Consider the following 26,927-nt stretch of genomic DNA (forward strand, 5'->3'; position numbering starts at 1 on the left):
TTTCGCGTACGTCAGATCCGGTTGCCGGTGGCGGCGTGGAAGACGTGGCTGCGGCCGGTGCGCGGCTTGACGAACACGGTGTCGCCCATGTTCGGCATCGTGCGCCGGTCGGTCCGGACCACGAACCGCTCGTTGTGGCCCTCGAGCGCGGCGTGGCCGTAGACGTTGGCGTCGGAGCCCAGGTCCTCGACCAGCTCGACCACGACCGGCATGCCGCCCTCGGTCGGGCTGACCAGGTCGCAGTCCTCCGGACGGAAGCCGACGGTCACCTTGCCGTCGCCACCCTCGGCGCGGGCCGCCTCGACCTGCTCGCGGGTCAGCGGCACGTTCAGCTCGGCGAACGCGGCGCCGTGCTCGGTCAGCGGCACGGTCTTGATGTTCATGGCGGGGGAGCCCATGAAGCCCGCGACGAAGACGTTGGACGGGGTGTCGTAGAGCGCCCGCGGGGTGTCCACCTGCTGGAGGACACCGTCGAGCATGACCGCGACCCGGTGACCCATGGTCATGGCCTCGACCTGGTCGTGGGTGACGTAGACCGTGGTGACGCCGAGCTTGGCCTGGAGCGACGCGATCTGCGTACGGGTCTGCACCCGCAGCTTGGCGTCGAGGTTCGACAGCGGCTCGTCCATGAGGAAGACCTGCGGCTCGCGGACGATCGCGCGGCCCATGGCGACGCGCTGGCGCTGACCGCCGGAGAGCGCCTTCGGCTTGCGGCTGAGGAACTCCTCGAGCTGGAGCAGCCCGGCCGCCTCCTTGACCCGCCGGTCGATCTCCGACTTCGAGGTCTTGCGCAGCTTGAGGGCGAACGCCATGTTCTCGTACACCGTCATGTGCGGGTAGAGGGCGTAGTTCTGGAAGACCATCGCGATGTCGCGGGCCTTCGGCGGGAGGTGCGTGACGTCCCGGTCGTCGATGTAGATCGCGCCGTCGTCGACGTCCTCCAGACCGGCGAGCATCCGGAGACTGGTGGACTTGCCGCAACCCGACGGGCCGACCAGGACGAGGAACTCCCCGTCGCCGATCTGGAGGTCGAGCTGGTTGACCGCGGGGCGTTCGGTGCCCGGGTAGATCCGGGACGCCTTCGCGTACGTGACCGTAGCCATGGTGGAGCGCTTCCTTTCACCGGCAGGAACGTGCCGGACGATCCGAGTGGAAGGAGCGACCGGCACCCGAGGTGCCGGCCAGACGGGCGGTCGACCGGGCAGCCGAGGCCAACCGGAGTGTCGTCCGTGTCACTGCACCGTAAACGGGTTTCGCGAGCCTGCCAAGACGAGGGGCGGACGGTGGGACGGAAGGCATACGCATAACGGTCAGGCGGGCACGGTGAGGCATCAATCTCCGCCGCCTCAACCGCGTTCCGGCATGGATCCGTTGGTGTCGAGGTCAGGAAATTGACGTTTTCCGTGCTCGGGAGCCCTGCTGAACGGGATTTTCGGGCCTCAGTCGCTATGCTGACCCCGGACCACACGCCCCTGTAGCTCAGCTGGCCAGAGCACTCGCCTTGTAAGCGAGATGTCGCCGGTTCGATCCCGGCCGGGGGCTCCATTTCCACCAGGCGTTTCGCGGCGGTAGCCGTCGTGAGACGGCCGGGATGAAAGCAACGCTGACAGCAACGCGGTTCATGACAGCCGCCCGTCGAGCTTGCCGAGCGCCTGACGCATCGCGTCAAGGTTCGCGTGAGCGTAGACCTTGAGCGTGATCTTCACGTCCGCGTGCCGGGCGATGGCCTGGACGACGTGCGGCGGGACGCCCAACTCCATCAGCAGCGACACAACCGTGTGCCGCAAGTCGTGCAGGCGGACACCGGGCAGACGGCGGCCTCGCAGCGGAGACAGGATGCCCCCTTGCGGCGTCCCGGTGTGCGTCTCCTCGCCGGAGCCGGTCTCCGTGAGGATTCCGGCTTTGAGGAACGCTTTCACCAGGCTCAGCACGCGCTTGTCTCCAACGCGTCGGCGCACCCGCGCCATCAGCGCGGCGTGGTCGATCGAGTCGAAGCACGCCTCGATGTCCGCTTCCAAGATCCATTCATATGACTTGGATGTCAGAAGATGGATGTCGGCGATAGCGTCCTGAGCGCGTCGGCGGGGCCGGAAACCGAACGAGCACGGGTGGAAGTCCGCCTCGAAGATCGGCTCCAGCACCAGCTTCAACGACGCTTGCACTACCCGGTCCGCGACGGTCGGGATCCCCAACCGGCGCTTCTTGAGGCTGCCCGGCTTCGGGATCAACCGTCCCGCACCGGAAGCGGCCGAAACTCACCTGACCGCACCGCCTCACGGATCATGCCCATGAAGGGTTCCGCACCGACAAGCGCCTGGAGGTGGTGGGCGGTCAAGCCGTCCACCCCCGCGCTGCGCGAGCCGGTGTTGCTCCGCACCCGATCCCACGCCACCATCAGGAACGCGGGATCGGTGACAAGGTTGAACAGATCATCAAACCGGCGAGAACCACCCTCGCCTGCCCATCGATGCAGCTTGGTCTGAATCTCCAGTACCCGCCGCCACGCCTCATCCAGGCTCGGCCACGGCGCACCGGTAGCGCCTACGGCGTGCCTGGCACACAACGTGACCGTAGCCTTACCCGCAAAGGCTCAATGTCCACTTCTCCCGCCTGATGTCGTCCGATCGTCGGATCTAGATCGGCCTCCGGGTCATTAGCCTCGGCACGATTCGCGACAAGGAACGGAGACGCAGTGCAGCAGAAGCTTCAGACCCGTGCGTTCGAGCAGGTGACGCCGATCCTGCAGTCCGGTGAGCAGCCGGTCGTGGCGACGCGGGCCATGGTCGGGAAGTTCTCGGCCGGGCGACTCGGGACGGTCGTCAGTCAGGCGATCAGGCTTGAGGGTGGCGGAGCGTTGTTGGGGGCGGCGCTGGCGTCGACCCGTAAGCAGTTCGTCGTGCTCACCAACCGTCGACTGATCTTCCTGCCGCAGACGTTCCTCGGGGGCCCCGGAAAGAAGGTCCTCGGTGAGGTGCCCCGTGAACACGTTTCGCTGGTCGAGGCCAAGATGGGCGTCGTGAGCCTGCTGCGCCTCGCGTTCGGTACTGCGGGCGACGGCGTCGCTCTCACCTTCCCCCGGGTGGACAAGAAGAACGCCGAGGCGCTCGCGGAAGCCCTGCGGTAGGTTCCGGCCGCCGAATCACCGGGCCGGCTGCCGGCGTGTCGCGTCTCAGGACCTGCGTGACAGGTCAGTCTCGGGACGTGGGTGACACTTTCTGGCTAGCCGGGTGGTGAGGGCGGCTCGGGTGGGCGTCCCCGGGCGCGGGCTGCGTCGGTTACGGCGATCCCGGCCAGGACGATGGCAGCGGCGGCGGCGACCAGCAGCGGCGGCAGGAAGATCGTTGCCGGGGAGATGGCGGCGAGCACGAGGATCCCGGCCACGCGGTCTCGGGACACCCGGCCGAACACCGTGTATTCGAAGATGGCCCGTCCGGCGAGGAACAGTGCGGGTCCGCCGAGGATGACGGCGGCCCACGCCGGTGGGGGGTGCCCGAACGGGTGGTCGATGACGAGCTCGTCGCCGACGGCGATCGCGACGATGCCGGCGACCATGACCGGGTGGGCGGATATCGCCGCCACGGCAGCGCGAAGCGGATCAGGGGCGGCGGCGACGGCGGTGCCCAGCACCTCCCCGGCACGGTAGATGTAGATTCGCCATAGCAGCGCCGTGGTCGCGAACGCCACCGCGGCCGCCGCGCTGCGGTTCGCCTCGAAGCCGTCGCTGGTGAACGCCAGCCCCGTGACCAGGATCAGCTCGCCGAGCGCGATGATGAAGAACTGCCGCTGCCGCTCCGCCAGGAACTCGCCCGAGATCGCAAACTCCGCCGCGCTCGCGCGGCCCATCCTCGGCGTGGGCCAGCCGAGTCTGGGCACCGTCCAGTCGACGGCCAGCGCCAGCGACCACAGCACCCCGCGCGGCCAACCCTGCACGACGGCACCTGTGAGCCAGGGCACGGCCGACACGCCGTACCAGAACAGCAGCCGCATCTCGGTAGGCTGCCGCTCGTCGCCCCGCGTAATGATCATGAGAACGAGGGAGCGGCCTATCTGGACGGCGACGTACGCGCCGGCGAAGAGCAGGCCATGTGCGCCGAATGCCTCAGGTACCGCGGCCGCCAGCACCATGCTGCCGAACATGCACCCGATGATCAGCAGCTGTATCGCCGGCCGTCGGGGGTCGAACCTGTCGCTTACCTGCGACGTCCCGGACCACACCCGCCACACAGCGAGCAGCAGCAGCAGCGTCTGGAAGGCGCCGCTCCAGTTCAGATGCTCCAGCAGCCCTCGCGAGAGCCGGAAGAGCGCGAAGACGAACACCAGGTCGAGGAACAGGTCCAGGAACGTCGCCCCATGCTCCTCCCGTTCCCGCAGCAGCCGGGTTGCGCCACCCGTCATCGGTTCGCCCCGTTTCTGCCGCTCCTGTCAGCCTCTGAGACAGTCGTACCACCCGGCAGCGCTGGTGGATGTGGATGTGCTGTTGCGGCCTGGGGTCGAACGGCACGCCTGTGGCCGGCGACGGTAGAGGCCGATTTGTTCCTTCCAGCTGCCGCCGCCGGCTCTGATCAGCTCGTCGACCTTGTTTAGGCGTCGGGCCAGTGCTACAGGTGGCGGAGTGTCACTCACGTCCTGATACCGATCCGTCACCCAGGTCCTGAGACCCGACAGGCCGGCTGCCGGCGTGTCGGGCTCCACTTGGTGCGTGACACATCGGCTTCACTTGACGCGTGACGGGTTCCCGCAGGATGGGCTGCCGCTGCGACACAGAGTTACTAGTTACCACTCGGCCGGACGCTCAGAGGCGCGCGGTCAGCATGTGCGGGCGCTCACCGACCGGGGGTGAGGAGTCCTCGCCGCTGATCACGAGGCACCCGAATATGTCGCCGAGGACAGCCCGTTGGTGTTCCGTGAGCGGGTTTACGAAAACCGCAACGCCGACCTCCGCGGCCCGGCACGCTTGCGCGACTTCGCGCGCTTTGCCGGGGCTAAGCAGCGTCCGCCGCGAGAACGACTCGGTCATCTTGGCCGCACCGCCGTGCGAGACGCCCTGCTGCTGGACGTGCCGGGGGCCGGCGCTCCCGCCGCCCGGTATCCAGCCCGGCCCCGTTCGACCTGTCGTCGGGGGCGGGGGCCAACACCGAAGTCGAAAGAACCGGGTACTGGCGGCACTTCTTCGGACGCTCGGCGCCGGCCGCGGGCGCACGTCGGGAGGGAGAACGCCGCTTCAACCGCGGCTACGGGCCCGCAGGGGCAGCCAGACGGCGAGCGCCATGAGGGCCGTGGCCAACGGGATGTGCACGATGGTGAGCGCGTCCTTGCGGTCGTCGCGGATGAGGCCGCCCAGGTAGGCCTGGAGAATCAGCAGCACGGTGAGTACTCCGCTGCCGATCCACAGGTCTCTGCGGTTACGCAGCTTGAGGAAGGCGATGACAGTCGCCGCGGCGGCGATGACGATCGATACCTCACCACCAGCGGCGTGTACCTCGATCCACTCGCTGGCGTTCTCGCGCTGCCCGTCGTGCTGGAGGAAGATCCCGGCCCACAGGCCTTGTAGCAGAATCGCCAGGGCGGTGAGGCCGATGAGCGCGCTGTACAAGACGTTACGGGCAGGCGTGTTTCTCTTGGGGGTACCGATGTTGCCGCTCACGGCGCTCCCTCACTCGATGGCGTCTACGGTGCGCCGAGCCCGGCGCTGGGCTAGCAGCTCCTCGGGCCGTGGCCGGACCCGGGTTCCCCGATTTCGGTCGGTTACTCCGACAAATCCGACGAGTACCGGTCGTAGCCAGACTCAAAGTGAAACGATCTCTTAGTGGGCCGCACGCGCCGCCGCCTGGGCGCGCGCCGGCCGCTGCCGCTGTCGCTCTGCGGCCGTCACGCCTGATGCCCGGCGGCTGGCGCGGAAAGCGGAGAGCCCGGGGTCCGCCGCGGAACGACAGGCCGTTGACGGGTGAGGGTCGGGCTGGCAGCCGGCCGGGCCGCGCGGCCACGTGCCCGCGCGGCGTAGGGGAGGGCATGCCGGCCGCGTCGGCGAGCTGACGGTGGTCGCGGGGTTGCGGCCAGAGCGCCTCCGGCGGGGGCGCTCCGGCTGCGGGATGTCCGGGGCTCCGTCGGCGGGTCGCGGTCCGTGGGTGGTTGCGGTAGCGCCATCCCACCGCCGAAGACCCGGGGCGGGCCGCGCAGACCACAGCCGGGGCCGCCACGTCCGTCCGTGCGTCAAGGCCGTCTTGACGTGGCGGCCCCGGCGGCGGCCCGCTCCCACAAGGGCGGGTCGACGGCGACGGGATGGCGAGGTTCCGCTGGCTGGGTCAATGCCTCGCCAACACGCATGCGACACGGGGCGGGTCGAGCGTCCACCCGGCCCCCCAGCTATTGATGGGGGTCGCCAGATCTTGTCGGCGGCTGCGGGGTGGCGGCTGCGTCGATCGTTTGGGCGAGGGTCGTCAGAGTGGGTCGAGGCGGCGCTTGAGCAGGCAGAACTCGTTGCCTTCTGGATCGGCGAGGACGTGCCAGGACGCATCCGCGGGCTGACCGATGTCGACGAGCTTGGCCCCGGCGGCCAGGAGGCGTTCGAGCTCGGCGTCCTGATCGCGGTCGGTGGGGTTGACGTCGATGTGCAGCCGGGCATGCCCGTTCTTCGGCTCGTCGTTGCGGATGAGGAAGATCGTCGGCTGCGGGCCGCCGAACCCTTCGCGCGGGCCTATCTCGATGTAGACCTCCTCTTCGCGATCGAGCTCTACGAAGTCCAGGACCTCGCACCAGAACCGCGCCAGCGCCTCGGGGTCGCGGCACTTGAGCACGAGCTCACCGATACGGCATGCCATTGACGAAACCTACTCTCCGCATGGGAACTGCCGGGCCGGCCGCACGCGGATCTCATGGGCTCCCCGCAGTGAGAACAAGCTCGCGATCGTACCGGGCGAGGCGAGCGGGGCTGGACGAGGGTGCCCGTCGGGCTGAGCCCAGCACCGCTCGCCGGCCCGAGGTGAGGGCCGCGGGGCTGACGGTCGTCAGTCAGCAGGAAGCCAGCGAGACGCGCGACAACAGCCGTCAACCGTTGGTACGGGACAGCAGAGTCCCGGACGACAACACCAGTCGTCTGCATTGATCAGCAAGCTTACGCACACCAGGAGGGTAGGGGACGGTGCCCGATCCGTGCCCGAAGGAGCGGTCAGCAGCGGCTCCTTGCACGACATCACCGGCCCGGCCCCCGCGCTGGCCGAACTGGGTCGTGACGCCGACCTGTTCATCGTCGAGGCGACCGACCGCGACGGCGAGACCAGCCGCCCCACACGCAATCTACTGACCTCCACCGGGGCCGGTCTCTGGGCTCGTCGGGCGGGCGCCCGCCGATTGATGCTCACCCATTTTTGGCCAGGCAATGACCGGGCAGCCGCAGTGGCCGCCGCACAGGTGGAGTTCGACGGCGCTGTGCTGGCGGCCGAAGAAGACCTCACCCTCATGCTTGGGACACCAGATCGCTGACCGACGTGAGTAGCTGCTGACAGCAGCGGCGACAGCAACGGACCGAGACGAAGGCGGCCAGGGCAGGCCGCTCACGGACAGTTGGCCGAGGCCGCCGACGACCACGGACTCACGCGGACGAGGCGCGCAGTTCTTGTAAGCGAGATGTCGCCGGTTCGATCCCGGCCGGGGGTTCCAACTCCACCAGGCGTTCCGACGACCGGGTGGTGCTCACGATTCGGATGACGGCCCCGCGCTGCGGAAGGTGCGGCGGTAGGCGTCCGGAGGCACCCCGACGGTGCGGTTGAAGTGCCGGCGCAGCGTCGTGGCGGTGCCCATGCCGGCCGCCTGCGCGATGGCGTCGATGCCGTTGTCGGTGTTCTCCAGCAGCTCCTGGGCCCGGCGGATCCGCTGCGTCGACAGCCACTGCAGCGGGGTGGCGCCGGTTACCGACTTGAAGTGGCGGGCCAGGTTGCGCGAGCTCATGTTCGCCTGGCGGGCCAGGTCCTCGACCGTCAGCGGACGGTCCAGCCGTTCCATCGCCCAGGGGAACAGGTCGGCGAGGGGATGGTCGTCGCGGGCGGGCACCGGGGTGGTGACGAACTGGGCCTGGCCGCCGGCGCGATGCGGCGGCACGACCAGCCGGCGGGCGACGGCGTTGGCGACCGTCGAGCCATGGTCGCGGCGGATCAGGTGCAGGCACAGGTCGATCGCGGCGGCTTTGCCGGCTGAGGCGAGCACGTTGCCGTTGTCGACGTAGAGCACGTCCGGGTCGACCTTCACCCGGGGATAGCGGGCGGCCAGCGCCTCGGTGTGGGCCCAGTGGGTGGTCGCGTGCAGCCCGTCGAGCACCCCGGCGGCGGCCAGCACGAACGCGCCGGTGCACAGCGAGACCATCCGGGCGCCCGCTTCGTGGGCCGCGCGGACGGCGTCGAGCAGGTCGGGTGGCACGTCCGCGTCGATGTCTTCCATGGACGGGATGATCACGGTGTCGGCGCGGGCGAGTCGGTCCAACCCGGCGTCGGGTTTCAGCTGGAATCTGCCGATCCGGACCGGGCCCGGGCCGCAGACCACGAGGTCGTACCACGGGTCGGCCAGGCCGGAGGGGTCGCGGACGAAGACCTCGCACGCCATGGCGAGCTCGAAGTGCAGCATGCCGTCGATGGCGGCGAGTGCGACAGTGGCCATGTCCGAAATTGTATGGGGCATGGCGTTCCAGACACTGTCCGGGCCGGGCCGCTGCGGAGAGGATCTACTCAGTCGATCTTTTCGAGGCCAGGAGGAACCGCAGATGGGTTCGGGTCAGACAGTGGCGGTGTTCGGTGCGTACGGACACACCGGGCGGTTCGTGGTGACGGAGTTGCGCGAGCGCGGGTTCGTCCCGCTGCTCCTCGGTCGGGACGCGGGCAGGCTCCAGGCGCTGGCGGCGTCACATCCGGGGCTCGAACGCCGGGTGGCGTCGGTCGACGATCCAGCGTCGCTGGACCGGGCGTTGAAGGGCGCGGCGGCCCTCGTCAACTGCGCCGGCCCCTTCGCCTCGACCGCGGCCCCGCTGATCGAGGCGGCCCTGCGCACCAGGATCCCGTACGTGGACGTGGCGGCCGAGATCGAGGCCAACCTCGACACGTTCACGCACTTCACCGAGCGCGCTCGGACCGCGGGCGTCGCGGTGGTCCCGGCGATGGCCTTCTTCGGCGGGCTCGGCGACCTGCTGGTCACGACGGCCATGGGCGACTGGACGGCGGCCGACGAGGCGCACGTCGCGTACGGGCTGAGTAGTTGGCACCCCACGGGCGGGACCGTCGCCTCCGGCACCGTCTCCCGGGAACGGCGCGACGGCCGGCGGGTCCGCTACACCGGTGGCCGGCTGGAGTACTACGTCGACCAGAACGAGCTGCCGACCTTGGAATGGGACTTCCCCGCTCCGATGGGCCGCCGGCCCGTCCTCGGCGAGTTCACGATGGCCGACGTCGTCACCGTCCCCAGCCACCTGCCCATCCCCGAGGTGCGCACGTACATGACCACCGACGCGGCCCGGGACCTGACGGCGCCGGACGCGGCCGCACCGACCGCGGTCGACGAGCGTGGCCGGTCCGGGCAGACGTTCACCGTCGACGTCATCGTGCGCTCCGGCGACACGCGGCGCCGCGTCGTCGCCACCGGCCAGGACATCTACGCCATCAGCGCACCGCTGGCGGTCGAAGCGGTCCAGCGCATTCTCGACGGTCGGACGAGGGTGAGCGGCGTCGCCTCAGCCGGCGAGATCTTCGACGCGCCCGACTTCCTCCGTGCGCTGTCCGCGCACATCTCGCTCGAAGCGGGCCACGAGGCTGGCGCGCCGCAGCTCGCCTGATCGGGCGGCAACGGGTGACAGCCGGGGCGGAGGTGCGTGCACCCCCGCCCCGGGCCGATCCTCGGTCAGCCCCAGTTCTGCGGGGCCGGCTGCCGGGTGGTGGCGTTCATCCGGTTGAAGAAGTTGGTGGTGGCGATCCACAGCACCAGAGCCGCCAGTTCCTTCTCCCCGAAGTGCCTGGCCGCCTCGTCCCACACCTCGTCCGGCACCGCGTCGCTCCGGTCGGCGAGCCGGGTCGCGTGCTCGGCCAGGTCGAGCGCGGCCCGTTCCGCGTCGGTGAAGTACGGGGTCTCCCGCCAGGCGGCCACCGCGAAGAGCCGCTCCTCGGTCTCGCCGTTCTTCCGGGCGTCGCGCGCGCCGGAGTCGACGCAGGCGCTGCACCCGTTGATCTGGCTGGCCCGCAGGTGGACCAGTTCCAGGGTGCTGGCCGGCACGCCGGCCGAGTGCGCCGACTTGTAGAGCAGGTTGACCGCCTTCACGGTGTCGGGGAGGAGAGCCGCCGGGTTCTGGATGCGAGCCTCGAGAGCCATTTTCCGTCCGTCCTGTCCTGTTAGGCTGGCCGGCGTTCGCCGCGCGGCCGCTGCCGTCGTCCGTCACCGGGTTGTCGAGAACGGGACCGGCGGCGTGACACATGTGACGGCGGTCACCGGAGGCCGTGGGGGTGGCGAGGCCGTGAGCGACACCGACCTGTTGGTCCGCAGCTTCGAGGAGCAGCGCCCCCGCCTGCGCGCGGTGGCCCGCCGGATGCTCGGCTCCGCCGCCGAGGCCGACGACGCCGTGCAGGACACCTGGCTCCGGCTGAGCCGCGCCGACGTCGACGCCATCGACAACCTGCACGGGTGGCTGACCACCACGGTCGGCCGGGTGTGCCTGGACCGGCTGCGCTCCGCCAGCGCCCGGCACGAGGAGGCCACCGACGAGGCGGGGGACGGGCCGGCGGGGGAGCCGGTCGGCGGGCGGGACCCGGAGCAGGAGGCGCTGCTCGCCGAGTCGGTCGGCCAGGCGCTCGAGGTGGTGCTGACCACCCTCGGCCCCACCGAGCGGCTGGTGTTCGTGCTGCACGACATGTTCGCCGTCTCCTTCGAGGAGATCGCGCCGGTGGTGGACCGCACCACCCCGGCGGTACGGCAGATCGCCAGCCGGGCACGGCGCCGGGTGCAGACCCGGTCGGCCGATCCGGTCACCGACCCCGCTCGCCAGCGCCGGGTGGTCGAGGCGTTCCTCGCCGCGTCCCGGGAAGGCCGCTTCGACGACCTGGTCACCCTCCTCGACCCGTACGTGGTGGTCCGCAGCGACGCCGCCGCGGTGCGGCTGGGCGGTACCGCGGAGTCGCGCGGCTCCTCGGTGGTGGCCGGCTTCTTCAACGGCCGGGCCCAGGGCGCCGTCCCCGCGTTCGTGGACGGGATGCCCGGCGCGGTGGTCGTCGTGGACGGCCGGACCCGCCTCGCGCTCAGCTTCACGGTCACCGACCGGATCATCGCCATCGAGGTGGTGGCCGACCCCGACCAGCTCCGCGAACTCGACCTGGTGGTGGGGTGAGCCGGGCCGTCGAGGAGTCGAACCGGGCGATGCTGCGCGCCCGGGACGCCATGGACCGGGCGTACGCGGAGCCGCTCGACGTGCCGGCGCTGGCCCGGATCGCGCACGTCTCGCCGGCGCACTTCATCCGCACCTTCCGGGCCACGTTCGGCGAGACCCCGCACCGCTACCTGCAACGGCGGCGCGTCGAGCGGGCCATGTACCTGCTGGTGCAGACCGACCACCCGGTCACCGAGGTCTGCCACCTGGTCGGTTTCGGCAGCCTCGGCACGTTCAGCCGGACGTTCCGCGACATCGTCGGTGAGTCACCGTCGGCCTACCGCCAGCGCAAGGCGACGGTGGCGGCCGTGCCGAGCTGCTTCACCATGGCGTGGATGCGGCCGAGCGCGGCGGTCAGCGGCCGCGCACGCGACGACGCACGGTGACCCAGAGCCGGTCGCCGAGCCGGGTCCGCCGGATCCAGCGCAGCGCGTCCAGCCGGCCCTTCTCCGGCGTACGGGGGCGCGGCGGCGCGGTGACGCGGGCGTAGGTGCCGCCGGTCGACGGGCGGGTGGTGCCGGGTTCGAGCCGCTCCGAGGCCACCGCCAGCGCGGTGAACTGCTGGAGGACCCGGGGGTCGGGCCGGCCGCCCCGGACCGCCTTGCGCAGTGTCTGCTCCACGACCGGGCGGCGCATCAGTCCGGTGAGTGGCCCGTGCGCGGTGTCCAGCAGGTCGGCGACGGCGGCCACACCGTCACCCTCCCAGACCCTGGTGGCGGTGGACGGACCGGTGGCGGCGCTGACGAACGGCACCTCCGCCCATTCGGGCACCAGCCGGGCGATCAACGCGGTGTGCAGCAGCCGGCCGCGCTTCTGGGCCACGCTGAGGGCGAACGTGGTGGCGACGAAGCCCGGCGCCAGAAACGGGGTGACCATCCCGGTGAGGTACGCGGAGGTGCACCATCGGCGCATCCGCTCGACCAGGTAGAGGTAGTCGACCAGGTGCTCCCCGCGCAGGCCGAGGCCGCGGGCGTGGGCCAGCACGGCGGTGACGCGGTCCCGTTCGGCGGCCAGCGCCTCGGGCGCCGCGGCGGCGTGCGGCACGCCGGCCAGCAGCTTGGTCAGGCCCGCCTGCTCGGGGGTGGGGGCGGGATCGGCGTCGGCCGCCGGGTACCAGTAGCCGACCGCGAGTTCGCCGGCCGCGCCGGTGAGGCTCGCCGCGCGGGTCGCCTCATGCAGCCGGGCGCGCACCGGGCGGGCCAGGTAGGTCGAGGGGAACTGGTAATCGTGCAGGTGGGCGAGGCGTCGGGCCCGCTCGCGCAGGCCGGTGGCGAGCACGCTGGCCGGGGCGCCGGCGGGCACGGTCCGGTGGTCCGGGCGCATTCCCCGCTTCTCCTCGAGGAGTTGCACCAGCCGGCGGGCCACCTCGCCCTCCGCCCGGGTGTCGTCGTTGGTGACCAGCCGGGGCGTGTGGCCGGCGGCGATCAGCGTCGCGGCGATGAGCCGCGAGTCCTTGCCACCGGAGAGGCCGAGGGTGACCTCGGCGTCGTGCAGCGGATGCAGGCTGGCCGCGGCGCGGGTCAGGGCGTCGGCCGCCCGGTCCAGCCGCTCGTCCAGCGGCCGTCCCTGGTCGGCGTACCCGCCGCACACCACGTCGTCGGTGGCGTAGCGCAGCTCGGTGTCGAGGTGCCAGCCGCCGTCGGCCCGGCGGCGGCCGGTGACCCGCTCGCCCGGGCGCAGCAGCCGGGTGCCGTCGATCGGCGAGAGGTCGCCGCCGAAGTGACCGCAGAGGGTGTACGAGGTCCAGCCGGCCACGTCCGGCCGGACCTGGCCGTGCAGGAACGCGGCGAGCAGGCCGGGGCGGGTGCACCAGGCGGTCACCCCGTCGGCGGCGCCGGTGAACACCCGCGCCATGCCGAGCCAGTCCTGTTGCAGGGCGAAGCGGTCCCGGTCCAGCGCCAGCAGACCGAACGGCGGTACCACCTCGCGGTGGATGTCCTCCCCCGCGAGCAGCCGCCGGGCCAGCGCGGCCGGGCCGGCGGCCGCGTCGAGCCCGACCGGAATCCCCAGCGAGACGGCGGTCACCGCGCCCTCGTTGGCGACCGTCGACCACCGGTAGGCACCCGGGTCGGCCGGGTGCAGAACCAGGACGCCCCAGTCGTCACCGCCGAACTCCTGGCGTCGCCAGGTCTCCGGCACCACCTCCGCTGCGGCCCGCTCGAACCGGTCCAGGCGGGAGGCCCGCAGGGGCGCCGGCAGCGGAGCCGTGGCGAACCAGGCAAGCATCACGTGCATCTGCGATCCCTCTGAGTCGCCGGTGGAGCAGCTGGGTGGCCAGCAAGTTAACAGTTGATCACGTTGCGTGCTGTCCCGTGCGGACAAACGACCCAGGTCGGAACCTGTTGCGTCGCCTGCGGCGGCGGCGGTCGACCAACCCGTCACTTTTGGATAAGCAGCAGGTCAGCGGGCTGCTCTAGCGTTCAGGCATGACGATGACCTCGATTTCCCGCTCCCAGATCTACGTGCTCGATCAGGACGAGGCGCTCGACTTCTATGTCGGCAAGCTCGGCCTCGAGGTGAACACCGACCAGGACCTCGGCTTCATGCGCTGGCTCACGGTCAACGTGCCGGGCGACCCGGAGCACGAGATCCTGCTGGAGAAGCCCGGGCCGCCGGCCCTCGACCCGGCCACCGCCGAGCGGGTCCGGGAACTGCTGACCAAGGGCGCCATGAGTGGCTGGCTCTGCCTCACCACCGACGACGCGCGCAAGGCGTACGAGGACCTGGTGGCCAAGGGCGTGGACGTCACCGACGAGCCGACCGAGCGGCCGTACGGGATCGACTTCGGGATCCGCGACCCGTTCGGCAACCGGATCCGGATCGGCCAGATGCACCCGCGCGCCTGATCGGCGCGCCCCGGGGCCGGGAGAGGCCCGCTAGTCTCACCTCTCCCGACCCTGGAGGTGACCCGAGTGCCCAGCCGACTGCTCTACCTGGTCCGGCACGGCGAGCAGGACCGGCCGGAGGACGGCGCCGACACCGGCCTCTCCGAGCGCGGGCGCCGGCAGGCGACCCTGCTGGGCGAGCGGTTGCGCGGGACCCCGTTCGCGGCCGTCCACCACGGACCGGCGCGGCGGGCCGCCGAGACCGCCAAGCTGGTCGCGGCCGCGCTGCCGGGCATCCCGGTGTACGAGGACGACCGCGTCGGGGACCACCTGCCGCACGACACCGACCCGGCCGGCCTGCCTGAGGCGTACGCGAACTTCCTGGCCGGGTTCACCGAGCGCGAGCGGGCCGACGGGCCGCGCCGGACGGCGGAGGCCGTGGCCCGTTTCGCGACCGCACCCGCCGAGGGTGACGTACGCGAGCTGATCATCACCCACAACTTCCTGGTCGCCTGGCTGGTCCGGCACGCGCTGGAGGCCCCGGAGCGCCGCTGGATCGGCCTGAACCACCAGAACTGCGGCCTGACCGTCCTCCGCTACACCCCCGCCGCCCCGCCCACCCTGATCGCTCAGAACGACGTGGCCCACCTCCCCCCGGACCTCCGCGCCACCGGCCTCCCCCCGGCCTACCACTTCTGACCCCCTCCCGGGGACCCCCGCCGTCGATCATGAGGTTGGCGGCGTCGAAGCGGACATACCGCACCGCCAACCTCATGATCGCCCGGGCCCGGAGCCGGTGGTGAGGGCCCGGGTCAGTCGGTGGCGCGGGTGAGCAGGTCGACCACGGCGGCGGTGGCGGGCGGCGGGGTGGCCTGCGGCGGGCAGTCCACGTAGCCCGTGGTGGTCGGGCCGACGGTGAGCTGGTAGCTGAACGCGTCCGCGCACATGGTCGCCGGGACGGTGGCGGTCGCCTCGGCGGCCAGCCGCGGGTCGGTGGCGAGGTGCCGCAGCCGGTCGAGGTCGGCGCCGCTGAGCTGGCCGGTGCGGGAGGCGCCGCCCCGGTCGACCCGGGTCCAGCGGCCGTCGGGCTGCACCGTGACGGTGTCCTGGAGCCCGACGATGCCGCCGGACTTCGTCAGCACCACCGGCACGCCCGGCGCCGCGGTGGCCGGGCCCTCCGACGCGGGTGCGCCACCGTTCTGGGCGCAGCCGGCGAGCGGGGTGAGGAGCGCGGCGAGGAGGGTCGCCGCGACGGGGGTGGCTCTCATGCCGATCGGACGCACGGCGGGGCCAGCCGGTTCCGACACGCTCCGCCACCTCATCCGAACGGTCAGTGTCTCCGGCAGGAAAGCGCTCACACCCTTTCACGTTCTTCGATGTATCGCTATATCTACATCAGTGACTACCCCCGTCACAACTTCCCCCCTTCAGGAGGGCCCGTGAAAAGATCCCTCGCCGCCGTCAGCGCAGCACTGCTCACCAGCGGCGTGCTGACCTGCGTCACCACCACGGCGCACGCGGCAACCCCGAGCGCCCCGTCCCCCGAGTCCGCCGCCGCAACCCGGGCGGACAGCCTGCTCCGCGTCAACCCCGGTGCCGTCCAGGGCGCCGGCGGTGAGGCGTACCAGGCCGTCCGCACGAAGGTGGACTCCTCCGGGGCCGCGCACACCCGCTACACCCGGACCTACCACGGCCTGCGCGTCTACGGCGGTGACTTCGTCGTCCACACCGCCCCGAACGGCACGCTGGCCGGGACCTCGGTCGGGCTGGCCGCGCCGCTCACGCTGACCACCACCGCCAAGGTCGGCTCGGCCGCGGCGAAGGCCAGCGCGCGCAAGGCCTTCTCCGGCTCGCTCACCTCGGTGGGCGCCCCGGAGCTCTTCGTCGACGCCAGCTCCGGCAAGGGCCGGCTGGCCTGGGAGACCGTCGCCAGCGGCTGGCGGGCGGACAAGCAGACGCCGTCCAGGCTGCACGTGATCACGGACGCGACGACCGGCGCGGTGATCGGCTCCTACGACGAGATCGAGATGGTGGTCGGCAGCGGCCAGGGCATCTACACCGGCACGGTCAGCATCGACACGACGCTCTCCGGCAGCACCTACCAGATGGTGGACCCGTCGCACGGCAACGGCCGTACCTGCGACATGAACAACACCACCGGCGGCACCTGCACCACCTTCACCGACCCCGACAACAACTGGGGCAACGGCACCAACTCGAACCGGCAGTCCGCCGGCGTCGACGCCCACTTCGGCGCCGCGAAGACCTTCGACTACTTCAAGAACATCCACGGCCGCAACGGCATCTTCGGCAACGGCACGGGCGTGCCGAGCCGGGTGCACTACGGCAGCAACTACGTCAACGCCTTCTGGGACGGCTCCCAGATGACCTACGGCGACGGCTCGGGCAACTCCCGCCCGCTGGTCTCGCTCGACGTCGCGGGGCACGAGATGAGCCACGGCGTCACCGAGGCCCTCTCCGGCCTGGTCTACTCCGGCGAGGCCGGCGGCCTCAACGAGGCCACCAGCGACATCTTCGGCAACATGGTGGAGTTCTACGCCGCCGCGCCGAGCGACCCGGGCGACTATCAGGTCGGCGAGAAGATCAACATCAACGGCAACGGTACGCCGCTGCGCTACATGTACAACCCGTCGCTGGACGGCTCGTCCGACTCCTGCTGGTCGACCAGCACGAAGAACAAGGACGTGCACTACTCCTCCGGCGTGGCCAACCACTTCTACTTCAACCTCGCCGAGGGCACCGGCTCCACCGCGTACGGCACGTCGCCGGTCTGCGGCTCGGCGCCGACGGTGACCGGCATCGGCCGCGCCAAGGCGGAGAAGATCTGGTACCGGGCGCTCGACGTGTACTTCACCTCGAACACCTCGTACGTCAACAACACCACCCCGTCGAACACCGCCCGGGCCTACACGCTCAAGGCGGCGACCGACCTGTACGGCAACTGCTCCACCGAGTACAGGACCGTCCAGGCGGCGTGGACCGCGGTGAACGTGGCCGGCAACGACGCGCCCTGCGGCTCCACCGGCAACGACTTCTCCGTCTCGCTCTCCCCGACCTCCGGCTCGGTGACCGCGGGCGGTTCGGTCTCCACCACCGTCGCCACCGCCACCACCAGCGGTACCGCGCAGACCGTGACGTTCTCCGCGTCCGGCCTGCCGACCGGCGCCACCGCGTCGTTCAGCCCGTCCTCGGTGACCTCGGGCGGCTCGTCCACGCTCACCATCGCCACCACGGCGAGCACCCCCTCCGGCACCTACGCGGTGACCGTCACCGGCGCCGGCTCGGTGAGCCACTCGGCGACCTACACGCTGACCGTGAACGGCACCGGTGGCGGCTGCACCGGCGCCGGCCAGAAGCTCGGCAACCCCGGCTTCGAGTCCGGCAACACGGTCTGGGCGTCCACCTCGGGCGTCATCGGCCAGTACGGCTCCAGCGGCGAGCCGGCGCGTAGCGGCACCTGGAACGCCTGGCTGGACGGCTACGGCAGCACCCACACCGACACGCTCTCCCAGTCGGTGAGCCTGCCGAGCGGCTGCACCTCCTACAACTTCACCTTCTGGCTGCACATCGACTCGTCGGAGACCACCACGAGCGTCCAGTACGACAAGCTGACCGTGCAGGTGCTCAACTCGTCCGGCGGCGTGCTGGCGACCCTGGCGACCTGGTCGAACCTCAACAAGGCCACCGGGTACAGCCAGAAGTCGTTCTCGCTGGCCTCGTACGCCGGCCAGACCGTCACCCTGAAGTTCACCGGCACGGAGGACTCCTCGCTGCAGACCTCCTTCGTGATCGACGACACCGCGGTCAACGTCTCCTGACCTGACCTGACCGCCCGACCGCGGGGCCCGGCGGCCACCCCACGCGGGTGGTCACCGGGCCCCGCCGTTACGGTCGCCGGAGGACCGGCGGCGCGAGGGGGAGACATGTCGGACGCGGAGCTGACCGTCACGGTGACCGGGCCGGTGGCGACCGTGGTGATCCACAACCCGGCGCGCCGCAACGCGATGACGCCGGCCATGTGGCGGCAGCTCCCGGTGCTGCTCGACGGCCTGGAGGCGGACCCGGCGGTGCGCGTGCTGGTGCTCACCGGGGCGGGCGGCACCTTCTGCGCCGGCGCCGACCTGGGCGACCTGGACGAGCTGCTGGAGGCCGGGGACGGCAGCATCGCGGTGGCCGCCGAGGAGCGGCTGGCCGCCTTCGGCCGGCCCACCGTGGCCGCGATCGAGGGCGCCTGCGTGGGCGGCGGCTGCCAGCTCGCCGTCGCCTGCGACCTGCGCCTCGCCGCGGCGGACGCCCGGTTCGGCGTACCCCCGGCGCGGCTGGGGCTGGTCTATCCCGCGCCGGCCACGCGGCGGCTGGCCCGGCTGGTCGGGCCGTCCGCGGCCAAGCATCTGCTGTTCACCGGCGAACTGGTCGACGCCGAGCGGGCGCTGCGGATCGGGCTGGTCGACGAGGTGCTGCCGGCCGACGCGCTCGCGGCCCGGGTGGCGGCGATGACCGCCACCATCGCCGAGCGCTCCCGGCTCACCGTGGCGGCGGCCAAGGAGATCGTCGACGAGCGCGCCGACTCCGACCGGATCGCCTGGTGGCACGGGCAGGTGCGGGAGAGCGGCGAGGCCCGCGAGGGGATCGCGGCGGTCGCCGAGCGCCGGCCACCGCGCTTCGGCTGGACCCCGCCGGCCGCCGGCTGATCGTCACCCCGTCACCCGTGGGACCGGCGGGCGCCGCGCCGGAGGCGTACCTCCGACGCGACCCCCTGTGCCCGCCGGCCGTTCGTCACCGCCCCAGGGAGGCCCAGCTCGGCGTCACCGGCTCCCGCCGCAGCGGCATGCCCGCCTCGGCCGGGGTCCGGTCGCCCTTGCGCTGGTTGCACCCGTAGCAGGCGGCGGTGGTGTTCCCCCAGGTGTTCCGGCCGCCGCGCGAGCGGGGCAGGATGTGGTCGATCGTGCCGGCCGGGCCGTCGCAGTAGGCGCACCGCCGGCCGTCGCGGCGCAGCACCCCGCCCCGCGACCAGGCCGGGCCGGCGCTGAACCGCCAGCGGGTCACCACGTACCGGACGAGGCGGACCACCCGCGGCATCGGGAAGACCCCGATCACCTGGTCCGGCTCGGCCTCGTGGATCTCGGCGACCCGCCGGCAGAGCATCCGGATCGCGTGCTGGACGGTGACCCGGTGCAGCGGGCCGAGGTCGGCGTTGATGACGAGGACGGCGTCCACCGGGCTCTCCCTTCACGATCGGTGGTACGGCAGCAAAAAGCCGCCCGGTCCACGGGACCGGGCGGCGACGACGCGGACGCGCGGGCGCGTCAGTCGGGCTTTCCGGCATGCCGACCTTCCGCTCGGCAACCGTCGCTGAGCAGCCACGACGGCCTCGTGGTGGCGTGGCACAGCGACATCGACGGCTCCCCGAGCGGCGGTTGACCTTGCGCGCTCACGGTAGATCCACGCCCGAAAGGCGGGCAACGTATTTCGATCCACCGTCGGACGGGGGCCGCTGCCGCCCGGCCCGCCCGGCCGCCCGCGCCACGGCGAGGGGCCGGCCGATCCGGGCGGCCATCTGCACCACCAGCTCGCTCTCCAGCAGCGGCCGGTTCACCTCGGCGGCCACCGACAGGGCCGGCGTGGAGACGGACCGCCAGATCGCGGTCAGCCCGGCGCCCAGGCCGACCAGGGCGACCGCCGCACGAGTGGTGGGGGAGCCGGCCGCCGCCGCGGCGCTCACCCCGACCACCGCCAGCAGCACCACCAGCAGGGGTACGAGCACCGGCCAGAAGATCCCCCGGGCCGCCTGCACCACCAGCTTCCGGTCCCGGATGATCAGATTCCGGGCCACCACGGCCCAGTTCTCCTCGTCCAGCAGGTCGCGCGGGTGCAGGCCGCCGGTCAGCACGCCCCGCCACAGCTCGCCCTGGTTGCGCAGCTCGCGGGCCAGCTCCGCCAGCCCGGCCTCGCCCGGATCGCCGACCGCCGCCCGGGTGACCGCCGCCGCCCAGGCGGTCAGCGAGTGGCGTACCACCGCGGCCGAATACGGGGGCAGCACGCTGGCCAGCTCGTCCAGCCACCGGCTGAGCTGGACCTGCCGGCCGCCGAACCGCCCGACCAGCTGGTCGGCGTCGCCGTGCCGGACGGTGTCGGCGAGTGACCGGCCGAGCCGGTACGCCAGCCCCACCCGGTGGTTGGTGGCCATCGTCCAGCGCAGCACGTCCACGTTCAGCTCGTCGAGGGCGAGCAGCAGCGGCTCCCGGTCCGCGCCGATGGCGGCCCGGGCGGCGGCCGTGGACGGCAGCGGCCGGCCCGGCGCGGTGAGCGCGGCGATCTGGGCGAGCGCCACCTCCACCCCGTCCAGGTTCATCCGGAGCCGGAGCCGTCCCGGCATCTCGGTGACGTTGGAGAGCTTCGGCGGGGCGGCCGTGGGCCGGTCCGCGCCGTCGACCAGGTCGGCGGTCTGCGCGTGGTGGTAGGTGTCCGCCATCGACCAGCCGAGCCGCAGGGCGGTGACGACGCACGCCCGCTCGTCCCGGAGCAGCCCGTAGGCGTCGTCCCGGTCGTCGTCCACCCGCAGCGCCGTGCTCACCCTCCCGACCTCCCGTGCCGACGGAGTCAGTCGAGCCTAGTGCAGCTTTTGATGGCTTATGACCGGTTTTGGATCAGCGCCGGCCGGCCAGCAGGCCGCGCGGGCGGACCGAACGGACCGGCTCGGCGGCCGCCCCCTCCGCCCGCAGGATGTGGTTGGCGGCCACGATCCCGGTCGCCGCCGACCGTTCCATCAAGGCGCTGGGGAACTCGGTGCGGATCCCGTCGCCGGCCAGATAGAGGCCGGCCGCGTCGGTGCGCACCCCCGGACGCCCGGCGTGACTGCCCGGGGTGAACGCCGGAGCCTGCGCCGCCACCCGGGCGCGCAGCGCGCGTACCCGCAGGCCGGCGGCCTCCGGCCAGAGCGCGGTCAGCTCCACCCGCATCCGCTCGGCCAGCTCGTCGGCCGGTACGTCCGGCTCGCAGGCGTACGCGTGCAACTCGACCACCGAGCCGCCGGTCCGCTCCGCCCAGCGGCGCGGCTCGTCCTCCAGCCGGTGGTAGAGGGTCACCGAGTCCAGGGTGGGCTGCCGGGACACCCCGCTGAATACCGCCCGGTCCGCGCGCACGTCGCCGTCCATCCAGTAGCGCGCCACCGCGCACGGCGGACCGGGCCGCCCGAACGCGGGCATCCGCGCCACCAGCTCCGGCGCCGCCGCGACCAGGCCCGGTGAGGCGGCGACCAGTGCGGCGAGCGCGGGCGGGTCGACGGCGAGCACCACGTGCCCGGCCTCGTGGGCGTCGCCGTCGACGGTGGTCACCCGCCAGCCGTCCGGCGTCCGGTCCAGCCGGGCGGCGGCCGTGCCGGTGCGTACCCGGGCGCCGTGCCGCTCGACGTGCCGGGTGAGCGGCGTCCAGATCGCCGTGGCGTAGTCCCGGTCCGGGCAGTCGAAGGCCAGCCCCTCCGGGTTGCCGAGCAGGTAGAAGTGGAACTGGGCGATCATCTCGGCGGCCGACATCTCGGCCTCGTGGTTGAAGAACGAGTGCGAGAAGACCTCGAAGAGCATGGCCCGGGCCCGGTCCGGCAGCCGCAGCGAGGTGAGCAGCTCGTCGGCGGTCCGGGTGTCGAACTCGGCATAGGTGCGCACCGGGTCGTAGCTGAGCAGCGGCAGCGCCGCGTCGCGGTCCATCGCCCGCAGGTCGGCCAGGCGCAGGCTCGGGCTGCGCAGCAGCAGGGCGAGCAGGTTGGCCGGCGGCGCGGGCGGCAGCCGGCCGAACTCCTCGGTCGGCCACTGCGCGGAGAGGATCGGATAGCCGGGGACCGGCCTGAGGAAACCCAGGCCCGGGTCGGCCCGGCGGAGGATGCTCCGCCAGTTCCAGTACTGCCGGAAGAAGGCGTGGAAGCCGTGCTCGTTGTGCTGGGCGCCGTCCGGCAGCTCCTCCGGCCAGGCGCCGAGCCGGCCGCCCAGGTGCGGCGCCGCCTCCAGCACGGTCACCTCGACGCCGCGTTCGGCCAGTACCACCGCCGCCGACATGCCGGCGATGCCGCCGCCGACCACCACCGCCCGCACCGGGCGCGGCACGCGCGGGGCGCCACCGCCGCCGGGGTCCACCAGATGCTCGCGTACGCCGATGAGCCGGCCGACCACTTGCGACAGTGCCACCTGCGCCTCCGCCCGATGGGAGCCCCCAGTCTGCCGGTTCACGCCTCCGACGGCAGCAGGCAGCGCCGCGGCCGGTCCGAGGCCGGCCAGACGTACTCCAGATCGAGGGGGACGTCGCCGAACTGCGGGCCGTAGTGCGCCGGGTCCTTCCGCAGCAGCGACGATCGGTGGCTGCGGTGCAGGTCCTCCCGCCCCAGCCAGGGCGGCAGCTCGCCGGCCTCGGCCAGCTCCGGCTGGGTGCGGATGACGGCGATGCCGCAGGCGGTCGCGAGGTCGGTGGCCATGGTCGCCGCGCAGGTGTCCGCCCGGCCCGGCTCGCACCACACCGCGCACATGTCCAGGCCGTACCGGGTCAGCGCCTCCTCGTATCCGGCCCACATCTTCACCGCCGGGTGGTTGCGCCAGCCGTAGTCCGGCCGGGTCAGCCCGCGCAGCACCTGGATGGTCTCCACCCGCTGCTTGCCCAGCCGCTTCTGGTCCAGCGTCCGGGCGCTGGCCAGGAAGTCCGGATACGGCAGGAACGTCTGCATGCCGGTGCTCTACCCGTACTGGCGGGCACCATGCGTTCATGATCGTGGGGCTGCGCGCGCTGCGAGCGACTGACTACGATCCGGGCATGGCCGAGCCCCTCCGCGACCGCGCGCGCCGCGCGACCGGGTGGCGGCTGAAGATGAACGGCGACGTCCGCCCGCACTACGTGGTCTGCGGCTCGGACCCGCTGGCCTACTGGGTGGTGCGGGCGCTGCTCGCCACCGACCGGCCCACCGAGCGGGTCCGGGTGACCCTGGTGGTGCCCGAACGCCGCCGCTCCGAGGGGCCGGACGGGCGGGACATCCCGGGCGTCCAGGTCGTCCGGGCGGACCGGCTCGACGAGGCCACCTTCCGCCGGGCCGGGCTGGCCGGGGCCGACGGGCTGGCCCTGCTGCACCAGGACGACGTGGGCAACATGCACGCGGCCCTCTGCGCCCAGGAGGTCGAGCCCCGGCTGCGCCTGGTGGTCCGGATGTTCAACACCAGCCTGGCCAACGGCGTGCGGCAGCTCTTCCCCGACTCGGCGGTGCTCTCCGACGCCTCGATCTCCGCCCCGGCCTTCGTCGCCGCCGCCCTCGGCGAGCTGGCCCCCACCCACTTCCGGCACGCCGGGCGCACCCTCTACGTGGCCCGCCGCGCCGACGTACGCCCGCAGGACGTGGTCAGCGGGCTGGCCGTCACGGAAGACCCGGAGCTGGTCCGGGTGCTGCCGGCCGACGAGGCCTCCGCCGACGTGGTGCTGGCCGAGGCGACCGGACGGCCGCCCGGCACCGAGCTGGCCGCCCGCCGGCTGGTCCGGGCCCGCCGTCGTCGGCAGCCGGTGGCGGTGCTGCTCCGCGCCGTCCGCAGCTTCGCCACCCGCAAGATCGGCGTGGCCGTGCTGGTGCTGCTGGCGGTGATCGCCGTGCTCGGCTGGCTCAACGCCCGGGCCGCGGGCGTCAACTGGTCCGACGCGCTCTACCTCACCCTCGTCACCACGCTGAGCGGGCAGGATCCGGATCTCGGCAAGCCGGCCGCCGCCCAGGTCATGCAGGTGGTGCTCAACCTGGCCGGGCTGGCGCTGATCCCACTGATCACGGCCGCCGTGGTCGACGGCATCGTCAACGCCCGGCTCGCCCTGCACGCCGGCCGGATCCAGCCCGACCGGTCCGGGCACGTGGTGGTGGTCGGGCTGGGCAACATCGGCACCCGGGTGATGGCGCAGCTTCACGACTTCGGGGTCGAGGTGGTGGCCATCGACAAGAACCCGGAGGCGCGCGGCGCGCCGCTGGCGCACCGGCTCGGCGTGCCGCTGATCGTGGGGGACGCCGGCCAGGAGGAGACCCTGCGGGCCGCCTCCGTCGACACCAGCCAGGCGCTGGTGGTGGTCTCCACCGACGACGGGGCGAACCTCCGCGCCGCGCTCAACGCCCGCTCGCTCGACGCCGACCTGCGGGTGGTGCTGCGCCTCTTCGACGGCGATTTCGCCGAGCGGATCCAGCAGGCGTTCGGCATCGGCATCTCCCGCAGCGTGTCGTACCTGGCCGCTCCGGCGTTCGCGGCCGCCATGCTGGACCGCGCGGTGATCGCCACCATCCCGGTCGACCGGCACGCGCTGCTGGTCACCGAGGTGCCGGTGGTGGCCGGCTCCCCGCTCGACGGCCGGCCGCTCGCCGCGGTGGCCCGCCCCGGCGAGGTGCGCCTGCTGGCGTACACCCGGGCCGGGCAGAAGACGGACTGGTCGACCGACCCGCGGATGGTGATCCACGCCGGGGACCGGCTGACCGTGGTGGCCCGGCGGGCCGGGCTGACCGCCCTGCTCCGGGAGACCACGCCGGCGCCGCCGCCCGCCCCGGCCGGCGCGCCGGTTCCTCGCCAGGCGGACGAATGACCCGGTGAGCCGACTTCCACGGTAGTGTGGAGGTTGTGGGCGCGGTCTATGAAGAGCTTCCATTCAGCGAATTCCTCCACCATCCGGCCGCCACGGCCGACCGGCTGGAGAACGTACGCGCCCTGCGGCTGCGCCGCCGGGACGCCGGTGACCTCGCGCTGACCCGCGCCGACCAGTTGGAACGGGACGCCGTCGTCGTCGATTTCACCGCCCGGCTACTGGCCGGCATGGTGCGCACCGAGCCGTTGGCAGCCGTCCGTCGGGTGCTCGGCGAGGCGCTGCCCTGGGTGGCCTTCCTGCCCGACGAGGACGTCGACCAGTTGCTCGGCGAGCTGACCACGGTCGCTCAGGGCGCGGCCTCGCTGGAGAACCTGTCGCCCGTCGCGGTCCTGCTCACCCAGTGGCGGCACACCGCCGAGATCCACGCCGATCCCACTCTGCTGGAGCTGGTCGGCCGGGAGCCCAGCGGAGACTTCGGCCCGGTGCCCGCGCCGGACGCCCAGCGGTGAGCCCCAAGCGGGGCGACCGGGCGGCACCGCCCGCCGTCGCCGGCGAGTACGAGCTGCGCTTCGCCGAGTCGGCGGCCGCCGACGGCTGGGAGCAGCTCGCCCGGCAGGTGCCGACGAACCTGCGCCGGGCGTACGACGCGCTGCGGGCGGACCCACGGTCGAAGGCCAACCCCGAACGGCATCACCGGCTCAAGGGTTCGCTGGCCACCGTCCAGTGGAAGGGCCAGGCCCTCGAACGCTGGCAGTACGAGGTGGCCGGCGGCGGCCGGATCTGGTACCTCATAGACGACGACCGGCGCACGGTGTGGCTGACCTATGCCGGTGCCGGCCACCCACGGGCGACCGAGTGACCCGGGTCAGGCAGCGCGGGCGGTGTGGCGGAGCGCGTACCAGCCGGCGCCGAGGGCGAGCACGCCGAAGCCGCTGAGCACGCTGGCCGGCGGCAGGTTGACCGCGAGCAGCAGGCAGCCGACCAGCCCCAGCGCGGCGAGCAGCTGCACCGGCAGCTTCCGGGCCGGGTCCCGGCCCAGGGTGAGCGCCGAGGCGTTGGCGATCGCGTAGTAGACCAGCACCGTGCAGCTGGAGAAGCCGATCGCGCCGCGGACGTCGGCCAGGGACACCACGACGATCACCACGGCGGCCACGGCCAGCTCGGCGCGGTGCGGCACCCGGTAGCGCGGGTGCACGGCGGCCAGCGCGCCCGGCAGGTCCCGGCGGCGGGCCATCGCCAGCGTGGTCCGGCCGACCCCGGCCAGCAGGGAGAGCAGCACCCCGGTCACCGCCACGGTCGCCCCGGCCCGGACCAGCCAGGCCAGGCCGGGCAGCCCGGCCGCGGTCACCACCGTGGCCAGCGGCGCGGTCGAGGCGGCCAACCGCTGCTCGCCCAGCACCCCGACCGCGACCACGGCCAGCCCGAGGTAGATCGCCAGCACCACGCCGAGCGCCAGCGGAACCGCCCGCGGGATGGTGCGTTCCGGGTCGCGCACCTCCTCGCCGAGGGTGGCGATCCGGGCGTAACCGGCGAAGGCGAAGAAGAGCAGGCCGGCGGCGGTCAGCACGCCCCGGATCCCGGTGTCGGCGAAGCCGGCCAGCCGGTCGGGCGCGACGTGCGGCACGCCGGTCACCGCCACCGCGGCGAGCACGGTGAGCACCACGACGACCAGCACCCGGGTGGCGGCGGCGGTCTTCCCGACCCCGCGCAGGTTCACGGCGGTCACCGCCACCACCGCGAGGACCGCGACGAGCCGCGCCCGCCCCGGCCAGAGGTAGGCCCCGACGGTCAGCGCCATGGCGGCGCAGCTCGCCGTCTTGCCGATCACAAAGCCCCAGCCGGCCACGAATCCGGCGAACGGGTGCAGCCGTTCCCGGCCGTAGACGTAGGTGCCGCCGGACTCCGGGTAGCGGGCCGCGAGCCGGGCCGAGCTCGTCGCGTTGCAGAAGGCGATGAAGCCGGCGAGGGCCAGCGCGACCAGCAGGCCGGCGCCGCCGGCCGCCGCCGTGGCGGGGGCGAAGACCACGAAGACGCCCGCGCCGAGCATCGACCCCAGCCCGATGACGACCGCGTCGGGTACGCCCAGCCGGCGCGCGAGTTGTGCCACCAGCGCA

The 26,927-nt window shown here is 72.6% G+C and carries 28 protein-coding genes and 1 tRNA gene; 13 read left to right on the forward strand and 16 right to left on the reverse strand.

What is annotated here, in order from left to right; translation table 11 throughout:
• Positions 1-11: 11 nt before the first annotated feature.
• Positions 12-1,103 (reverse strand): sn-glycerol-3-phosphate ABC transporter ATP-binding protein UgpC, encoded by a 1,092-nt coding sequence (gene ugpC / locus AB0F68_RS09195; RefSeq protein WP_357334227.1) that lies wholly within the window; start codon positions 1,101-1,103, stop codon positions 12-14.
• Between the two features lie 365 nt (positions 1,104-1,468).
• Between ugpC and AB0F68_RS09200 the strand changes: the two genes are divergently transcribed.
• A tRNA-Thr gene (locus tag AB0F68_RS09200) sits at positions 1,469-1,545 on the forward strand.
• Positions 1,546-1,619: 74 nt separating this feature from the next.
• Here the strand turns inward: AB0F68_RS09200 and AB0F68_RS09205 are convergent.
• Both AB0F68_RS09205 and AB0F68_RS09210 read right to left on the reverse strand, forming a co-directional pair.
• The gene (locus AB0F68_RS09205) at positions 1,620-2,228 is read right to left on the reverse strand and encodes a reverse transcriptase domain-containing protein (RefSeq protein ID WP_357334229.1); all 609 of its coding nucleotides are present in this window, start codon (positions 2,226-2,228) and stop codon (positions 1,620-1,622) included.
• A complete protein-coding gene (locus AB0F68_RS09210; protein ID WP_357334231.1) occupies positions 2,225-2,563 on the reverse strand; it encodes a hypothetical protein in 339 nt (112 codons plus the stop codon). The genes AB0F68_RS09205 and AB0F68_RS09210 overlap by 4 nt, the downstream gene beginning before the upstream one ends.
• 129 nt (positions 2,564-2,692) lie before the next feature.
• On the opposite strand from AB0F68_RS09210, the gene AB0F68_RS09215 reads away from it, so the two are divergent.
• The gene (locus AB0F68_RS09215; protein WP_357334234.1) at positions 2,693-3,124 is read left to right on the forward strand and encodes a hypothetical protein; all 432 of its coding nucleotides are present in this window, start codon (positions 2,693-2,695) and stop codon (positions 3,122-3,124) included.
• Positions 3,125-3,219: 95 nt separating this feature from the next.
• Here the strand turns inward: AB0F68_RS09215 and AB0F68_RS09220 are convergent, their stop codons facing one another.
• The 4 genes from AB0F68_RS09220 to AB0F68_RS09235 all read right to left on the reverse strand — a co-directional run bounded on the left by AB0F68_RS09220 (position 3,220) and on the right by AB0F68_RS09235 (position 6,818).
• Positions 3,220-4,395, reverse strand: a complete 1,176-nt coding sequence (locus AB0F68_RS09220) for a low temperature requirement protein A (RefSeq protein ID WP_357334236.1) — start codon at positions 4,393-4,395, stop codon at positions 3,220-3,222.
• Positions 4,396-4,792: 397 nt separating this feature from the next.
• Positions 4,793-5,017 (reverse strand): hypothetical protein, encoded by a 225-nt coding sequence (locus tag AB0F68_RS09225; protein WP_357334238.1) that lies wholly within the window; start codon positions 5,015-5,017, stop codon positions 4,793-4,795.
• A 204-nt stretch (positions 5,018-5,221) separates the two neighbouring features.
• Positions 5,222-5,644: a hypothetical protein gene (locus AB0F68_RS09230; protein WP_357334240.1), complete on the reverse strand. Its 423-nt coding sequence runs from the start codon at positions 5,642-5,644 to the stop codon at positions 5,222-5,224.
• 793 nt (positions 5,645-6,437) lie between these two features.
• Complete coding sequence (locus tag AB0F68_RS09235) at positions 6,438-6,818, reverse strand: VOC family protein (RefSeq protein WP_238448202.1); 381 nt, start codon at positions 6,816-6,818, stop codon at positions 6,438-6,440.
• 361 nt (positions 6,819-7,179) lie between these two features.
• Here AB0F68_RS09235 and AB0F68_RS09240 point away from each other — a divergent pair, with 361 nt between their 5' ends.
• Entirely contained in the window at positions 7,180-7,479 is a 300-nt protein-coding gene (locus AB0F68_RS09240; RefSeq protein ID WP_357334243.1) for a hypothetical protein, read from the forward strand.
• A 210-nt stretch (positions 7,480-7,689) separates the two neighbouring features.
• On the opposite strand, the gene AB0F68_RS09245 is transcribed toward AB0F68_RS09240, so the two are convergent.
• Complete coding sequence (locus AB0F68_RS09245; RefSeq protein ID WP_357334246.1) at positions 7,690-8,646, reverse strand: helix-turn-helix domain-containing protein; 957 nt, start codon at positions 8,644-8,646, stop codon at positions 7,690-7,692.
• A 103-nt stretch (positions 8,647-8,749) separates the two neighbouring features.
• Here AB0F68_RS09245 and AB0F68_RS09250 point away from each other — a divergent pair, with 103 nt between their 5' ends.
• Entirely contained in the window at positions 8,750-9,811 is a 1,062-nt protein-coding gene (locus AB0F68_RS09250; RefSeq protein ID WP_357334249.1) for a saccharopine dehydrogenase NADP-binding domain-containing protein, read from the forward strand.
• A gap of 65 nt (positions 9,812-9,876) precedes the next feature.
• On the opposite strand, the gene AB0F68_RS09255 is transcribed toward AB0F68_RS09250, so the two are convergent.
• On the reverse strand, positions 9,877-10,341 hold the full coding sequence (locus AB0F68_RS09255; RefSeq protein ID WP_357334251.1) for a carboxymuconolactone decarboxylase family protein: 465 nt from the start codon (positions 10,339-10,341) through the stop codon (positions 9,877-9,879).
• 142 nt (positions 10,342-10,483) lie between these two features.
• Between AB0F68_RS09255 and AB0F68_RS09260 the strand changes: the two genes are divergently transcribed.
• On the forward strand, positions 10,484-11,350 hold the full coding sequence (locus AB0F68_RS09260; RefSeq protein ID WP_357334253.1) for a sigma-70 family RNA polymerase sigma factor: 867 nt from the start codon (positions 10,484-10,486) through the stop codon (positions 11,348-11,350).
• Positions 11,347-11,775, forward strand: coding sequence for a helix-turn-helix transcriptional regulator (locus tag AB0F68_RS09265; RefSeq protein ID WP_357334255.1), 429 nt, complete (start codon positions 11,347-11,349; stop codon positions 11,773-11,775). The genes AB0F68_RS09260 and AB0F68_RS09265 overlap by 4 nt, the downstream gene beginning before the upstream one ends.
• Here AB0F68_RS09265 and AB0F68_RS09270 read toward each other — a convergent pair.
• Positions 11,744-13,624: a hypothetical protein gene (locus tag AB0F68_RS09270; RefSeq protein WP_357334257.1), complete on the reverse strand. Its 1,881-nt coding sequence runs from the start codon at positions 13,622-13,624 to the stop codon at positions 11,744-11,746. The two genes, AB0F68_RS09265 and AB0F68_RS09270, sit on opposite strands and share 32 nt — an antisense overlap.
• Before the next feature lie 191 nt (positions 13,625-13,815).
• Here AB0F68_RS09270 and AB0F68_RS09275 point away from each other — a divergent pair, with 191 nt between their 5' ends.
• Positions 13,816-14,235, forward strand: a complete 420-nt coding sequence (locus tag AB0F68_RS09275; protein ID WP_357334259.1) for a VOC family protein — start codon at positions 13,816-13,818, stop codon at positions 14,233-14,235.
• A gap of 66 nt (positions 14,236-14,301) precedes the next feature.
• Positions 14,302-14,913, forward strand: a complete 612-nt coding sequence (locus AB0F68_RS09280; protein WP_357334261.1) for a histidine phosphatase family protein — start codon at positions 14,302-14,304, stop codon at positions 14,911-14,913.
• A gap of 113 nt (positions 14,914-15,026) precedes the next feature.
• On the opposite strand, the gene AB0F68_RS09285 is transcribed toward AB0F68_RS09280, so the two are convergent.
• Positions 15,027-15,482 carry a hypothetical protein gene (locus AB0F68_RS09285; RefSeq protein WP_357334263.1) on the reverse strand — a complete coding sequence of 152 codons (456 nt, stop codon included), beginning with the start codon at positions 15,480-15,482 and terminating at the stop codon, positions 15,027-15,029.
• Positions 15,483-15,653: 171 nt separating this feature from the next.
• Between AB0F68_RS09285 and AB0F68_RS09290 the strand changes: the two genes are divergently transcribed.
• Together AB0F68_RS09290 and AB0F68_RS09295 are read left to right on the forward strand one after the other, a co-directional pair.
• The gene (locus tag AB0F68_RS09290; protein ID WP_357334266.1) at positions 15,654-18,053 is read left to right on the forward strand and encodes a M4 family metallopeptidase; all 2,400 of its coding nucleotides are present in this window, start codon (positions 15,654-15,656) and stop codon (positions 18,051-18,053) included.
• A gap of 105 nt (positions 18,054-18,158) precedes the next feature.
• A complete protein-coding gene (locus AB0F68_RS09295; protein ID WP_357334268.1) occupies positions 18,159-18,926 on the forward strand; it encodes an enoyl-CoA hydratase/isomerase family protein in 768 nt (255 codons plus the stop codon).
• An 85-nt stretch (positions 18,927-19,011) separates the two neighbouring features.
• Here AB0F68_RS09295 and AB0F68_RS09300 read toward each other — a convergent pair whose 3' ends face one another.
• From AB0F68_RS09300 to AB0F68_RS09315, 4 genes are all read right to left on the reverse strand, one after another.
• Positions 19,012-19,452 (reverse strand): HNH endonuclease, encoded by a 441-nt coding sequence (locus AB0F68_RS09300; protein WP_357334270.1) that lies wholly within the window; start codon positions 19,450-19,452, stop codon positions 19,012-19,014.
• A gap of 214 nt (positions 19,453-19,666) precedes the next feature.
• Positions 19,667-20,809, reverse strand: coding sequence for a hypothetical protein (locus tag AB0F68_RS09305; RefSeq protein ID WP_357334273.1), 1,143 nt, complete (start codon positions 20,807-20,809; stop codon positions 19,667-19,669).
• Between the two features lie 73 nt (positions 20,810-20,882).
• Positions 20,883-22,412 (reverse strand): FAD-dependent oxidoreductase, encoded by a 1,530-nt coding sequence (locus AB0F68_RS09310; RefSeq protein WP_357334276.1) that lies wholly within the window; start codon positions 22,410-22,412, stop codon positions 20,883-20,885.
• A gap of 38 nt (positions 22,413-22,450) precedes the next feature.
• Positions 22,451-22,942 carry an MSMEG_6728 family protein gene (locus AB0F68_RS09315; RefSeq protein ID WP_357334279.1) on the reverse strand — a complete coding sequence of 164 codons (492 nt, stop codon included), beginning with the start codon at positions 22,940-22,942 and terminating at the stop codon, positions 22,451-22,453.
• Positions 22,943-23,082: 140 nt separating this feature from the next.
• On the opposite strand from AB0F68_RS09315, the gene AB0F68_RS09320 reads away from it, so the two are divergent.
• From AB0F68_RS09320 to AB0F68_RS09330, 3 genes are read left to right on the forward strand one after another with little or no spacing between them, the layout of a single operon-like run.
• Positions 23,083-24,813, forward strand: a complete 1,731-nt coding sequence (locus tag AB0F68_RS09320) for an NAD-binding protein (RefSeq protein WP_357334733.1) — start codon at positions 23,083-23,085, stop codon at positions 24,811-24,813.
• A 35-nt stretch (positions 24,814-24,848) separates the two neighbouring features.
• Positions 24,849-25,322 carry a hypothetical protein gene (locus AB0F68_RS09325; RefSeq protein WP_357334281.1) on the forward strand — a complete coding sequence of 158 codons (474 nt, stop codon included), beginning with the start codon at positions 24,849-24,851 and terminating at the stop codon, positions 25,320-25,322.
• Positions 25,319-25,672, forward strand: coding sequence for a hypothetical protein (locus AB0F68_RS09330; protein WP_357334283.1), 354 nt, complete (start codon positions 25,319-25,321; stop codon positions 25,670-25,672). The genes AB0F68_RS09325 and AB0F68_RS09330 overlap by 4 nt, the downstream gene beginning before the upstream one ends.
• Before the next feature lie 6 nt (positions 25,673-25,678).
• Here the strand turns inward: AB0F68_RS09330 and AB0F68_RS09335 are convergent, their stop codons facing one another.
• The gene (locus AB0F68_RS09335) at positions 25,679-26,920 is read right to left on the reverse strand and encodes an APC family permease (RefSeq protein WP_357334285.1); all 1,242 of its coding nucleotides are present in this window, start codon (positions 26,918-26,920) and stop codon (positions 25,679-25,681) included.
• Positions 26,921-26,927 lie beyond the last annotated feature (7 nt).

The organism is Micromonospora sp. NPDC023966 (assembly GCF_040639095.1).
Lineage (GTDB): Bacteria > Actinomycetota > Actinomycetes > Mycobacteriales > Micromonosporaceae > Micromonospora.

Excerpts from the sequence above, each read along its gene's own strand:
- AB0F68_RS09275 (WP_357334259.1), top strand. The coding sequence starts at position 13,816 with ATGACGATGACCTCGATTTCCCGCTCCCAGATCTACGTGCTCGATCAG.
- AB0F68_RS09315 (WP_357334279.1), bottom strand. The coding sequence starts at position 22,942 with ATGCAGACGTTCCTGCCGTATCCGGACTTCCTGGCCAGCGCCCGGACG.
- AB0F68_RS09235 (WP_238448202.1), bottom strand. The coding sequence starts at position 6,818 with ATGGCATGCCGTATCGGTGAGCTCGTGCTCAAGTGCCGCGACCCCGAG.
- AB0F68_RS09295 (WP_357334268.1), top strand. The coding sequence starts at position 18,159 with ATGTCGGACGCGGAGCTGACCGTCACGGTGACCGGGCCGGTGGCGACC.
- AB0F68_RS09220 (WP_357334236.1), bottom strand. The coding sequence starts at position 4,395 with ATGACGGGTGGCGCAACCCGGCTGCTGCGGGAACGGGAGGAGCATGGG.
- AB0F68_RS09245 (WP_357334246.1), bottom strand. The coding sequence starts at position 8,646 with ATGGCCACTGTCGCACTCGCCGCCATCGACGGCATGCTGCACTTCGAG.
- AB0F68_RS09255 (WP_357334251.1), bottom strand. The coding sequence starts at position 10,341 with ATGGCTCTCGAGGCTCGCATCCAGAACCCGGCGGCTCTCCTCCCCGAC.
- AB0F68_RS09225 (WP_357334238.1), bottom strand. The coding sequence starts at position 5,017 with ATGACCGAGTCGTTCTCGCGGCGGACGCTGCTTAGCCCCGGCAAAGCG.
- AB0F68_RS09320 (WP_357334733.1), top strand. The coding sequence starts at position 23,083 with ATGAACGGCGACGTCCGCCCGCACTACGTGGTCTGCGGCTCGGACCCG.
- AB0F68_RS09250 (WP_357334249.1), top strand. The coding sequence starts at position 8,750 with ATGGGTTCGGGTCAGACAGTGGCGGTGTTCGGTGCGTACGGACACACC.
- AB0F68_RS09270 (WP_357334257.1), bottom strand. The coding sequence starts at position 13,624 with ATGCACGTGATGCTTGCCTGGTTCGCCACGGCTCCGCTGCCGGCGCCC.
- AB0F68_RS09285 (WP_357334263.1), bottom strand. The coding sequence starts at position 15,482 with ATGAGAGCCACCCCCGTCGCGGCGACCCTCCTCGCCGCGCTCCTCACC.
- ugpC (WP_357334227.1), bottom strand. The coding sequence starts at position 1,103 with ATGGCTACGGTCACGTACGCGAAGGCGTCCCGGATCTACCCGGGCACC.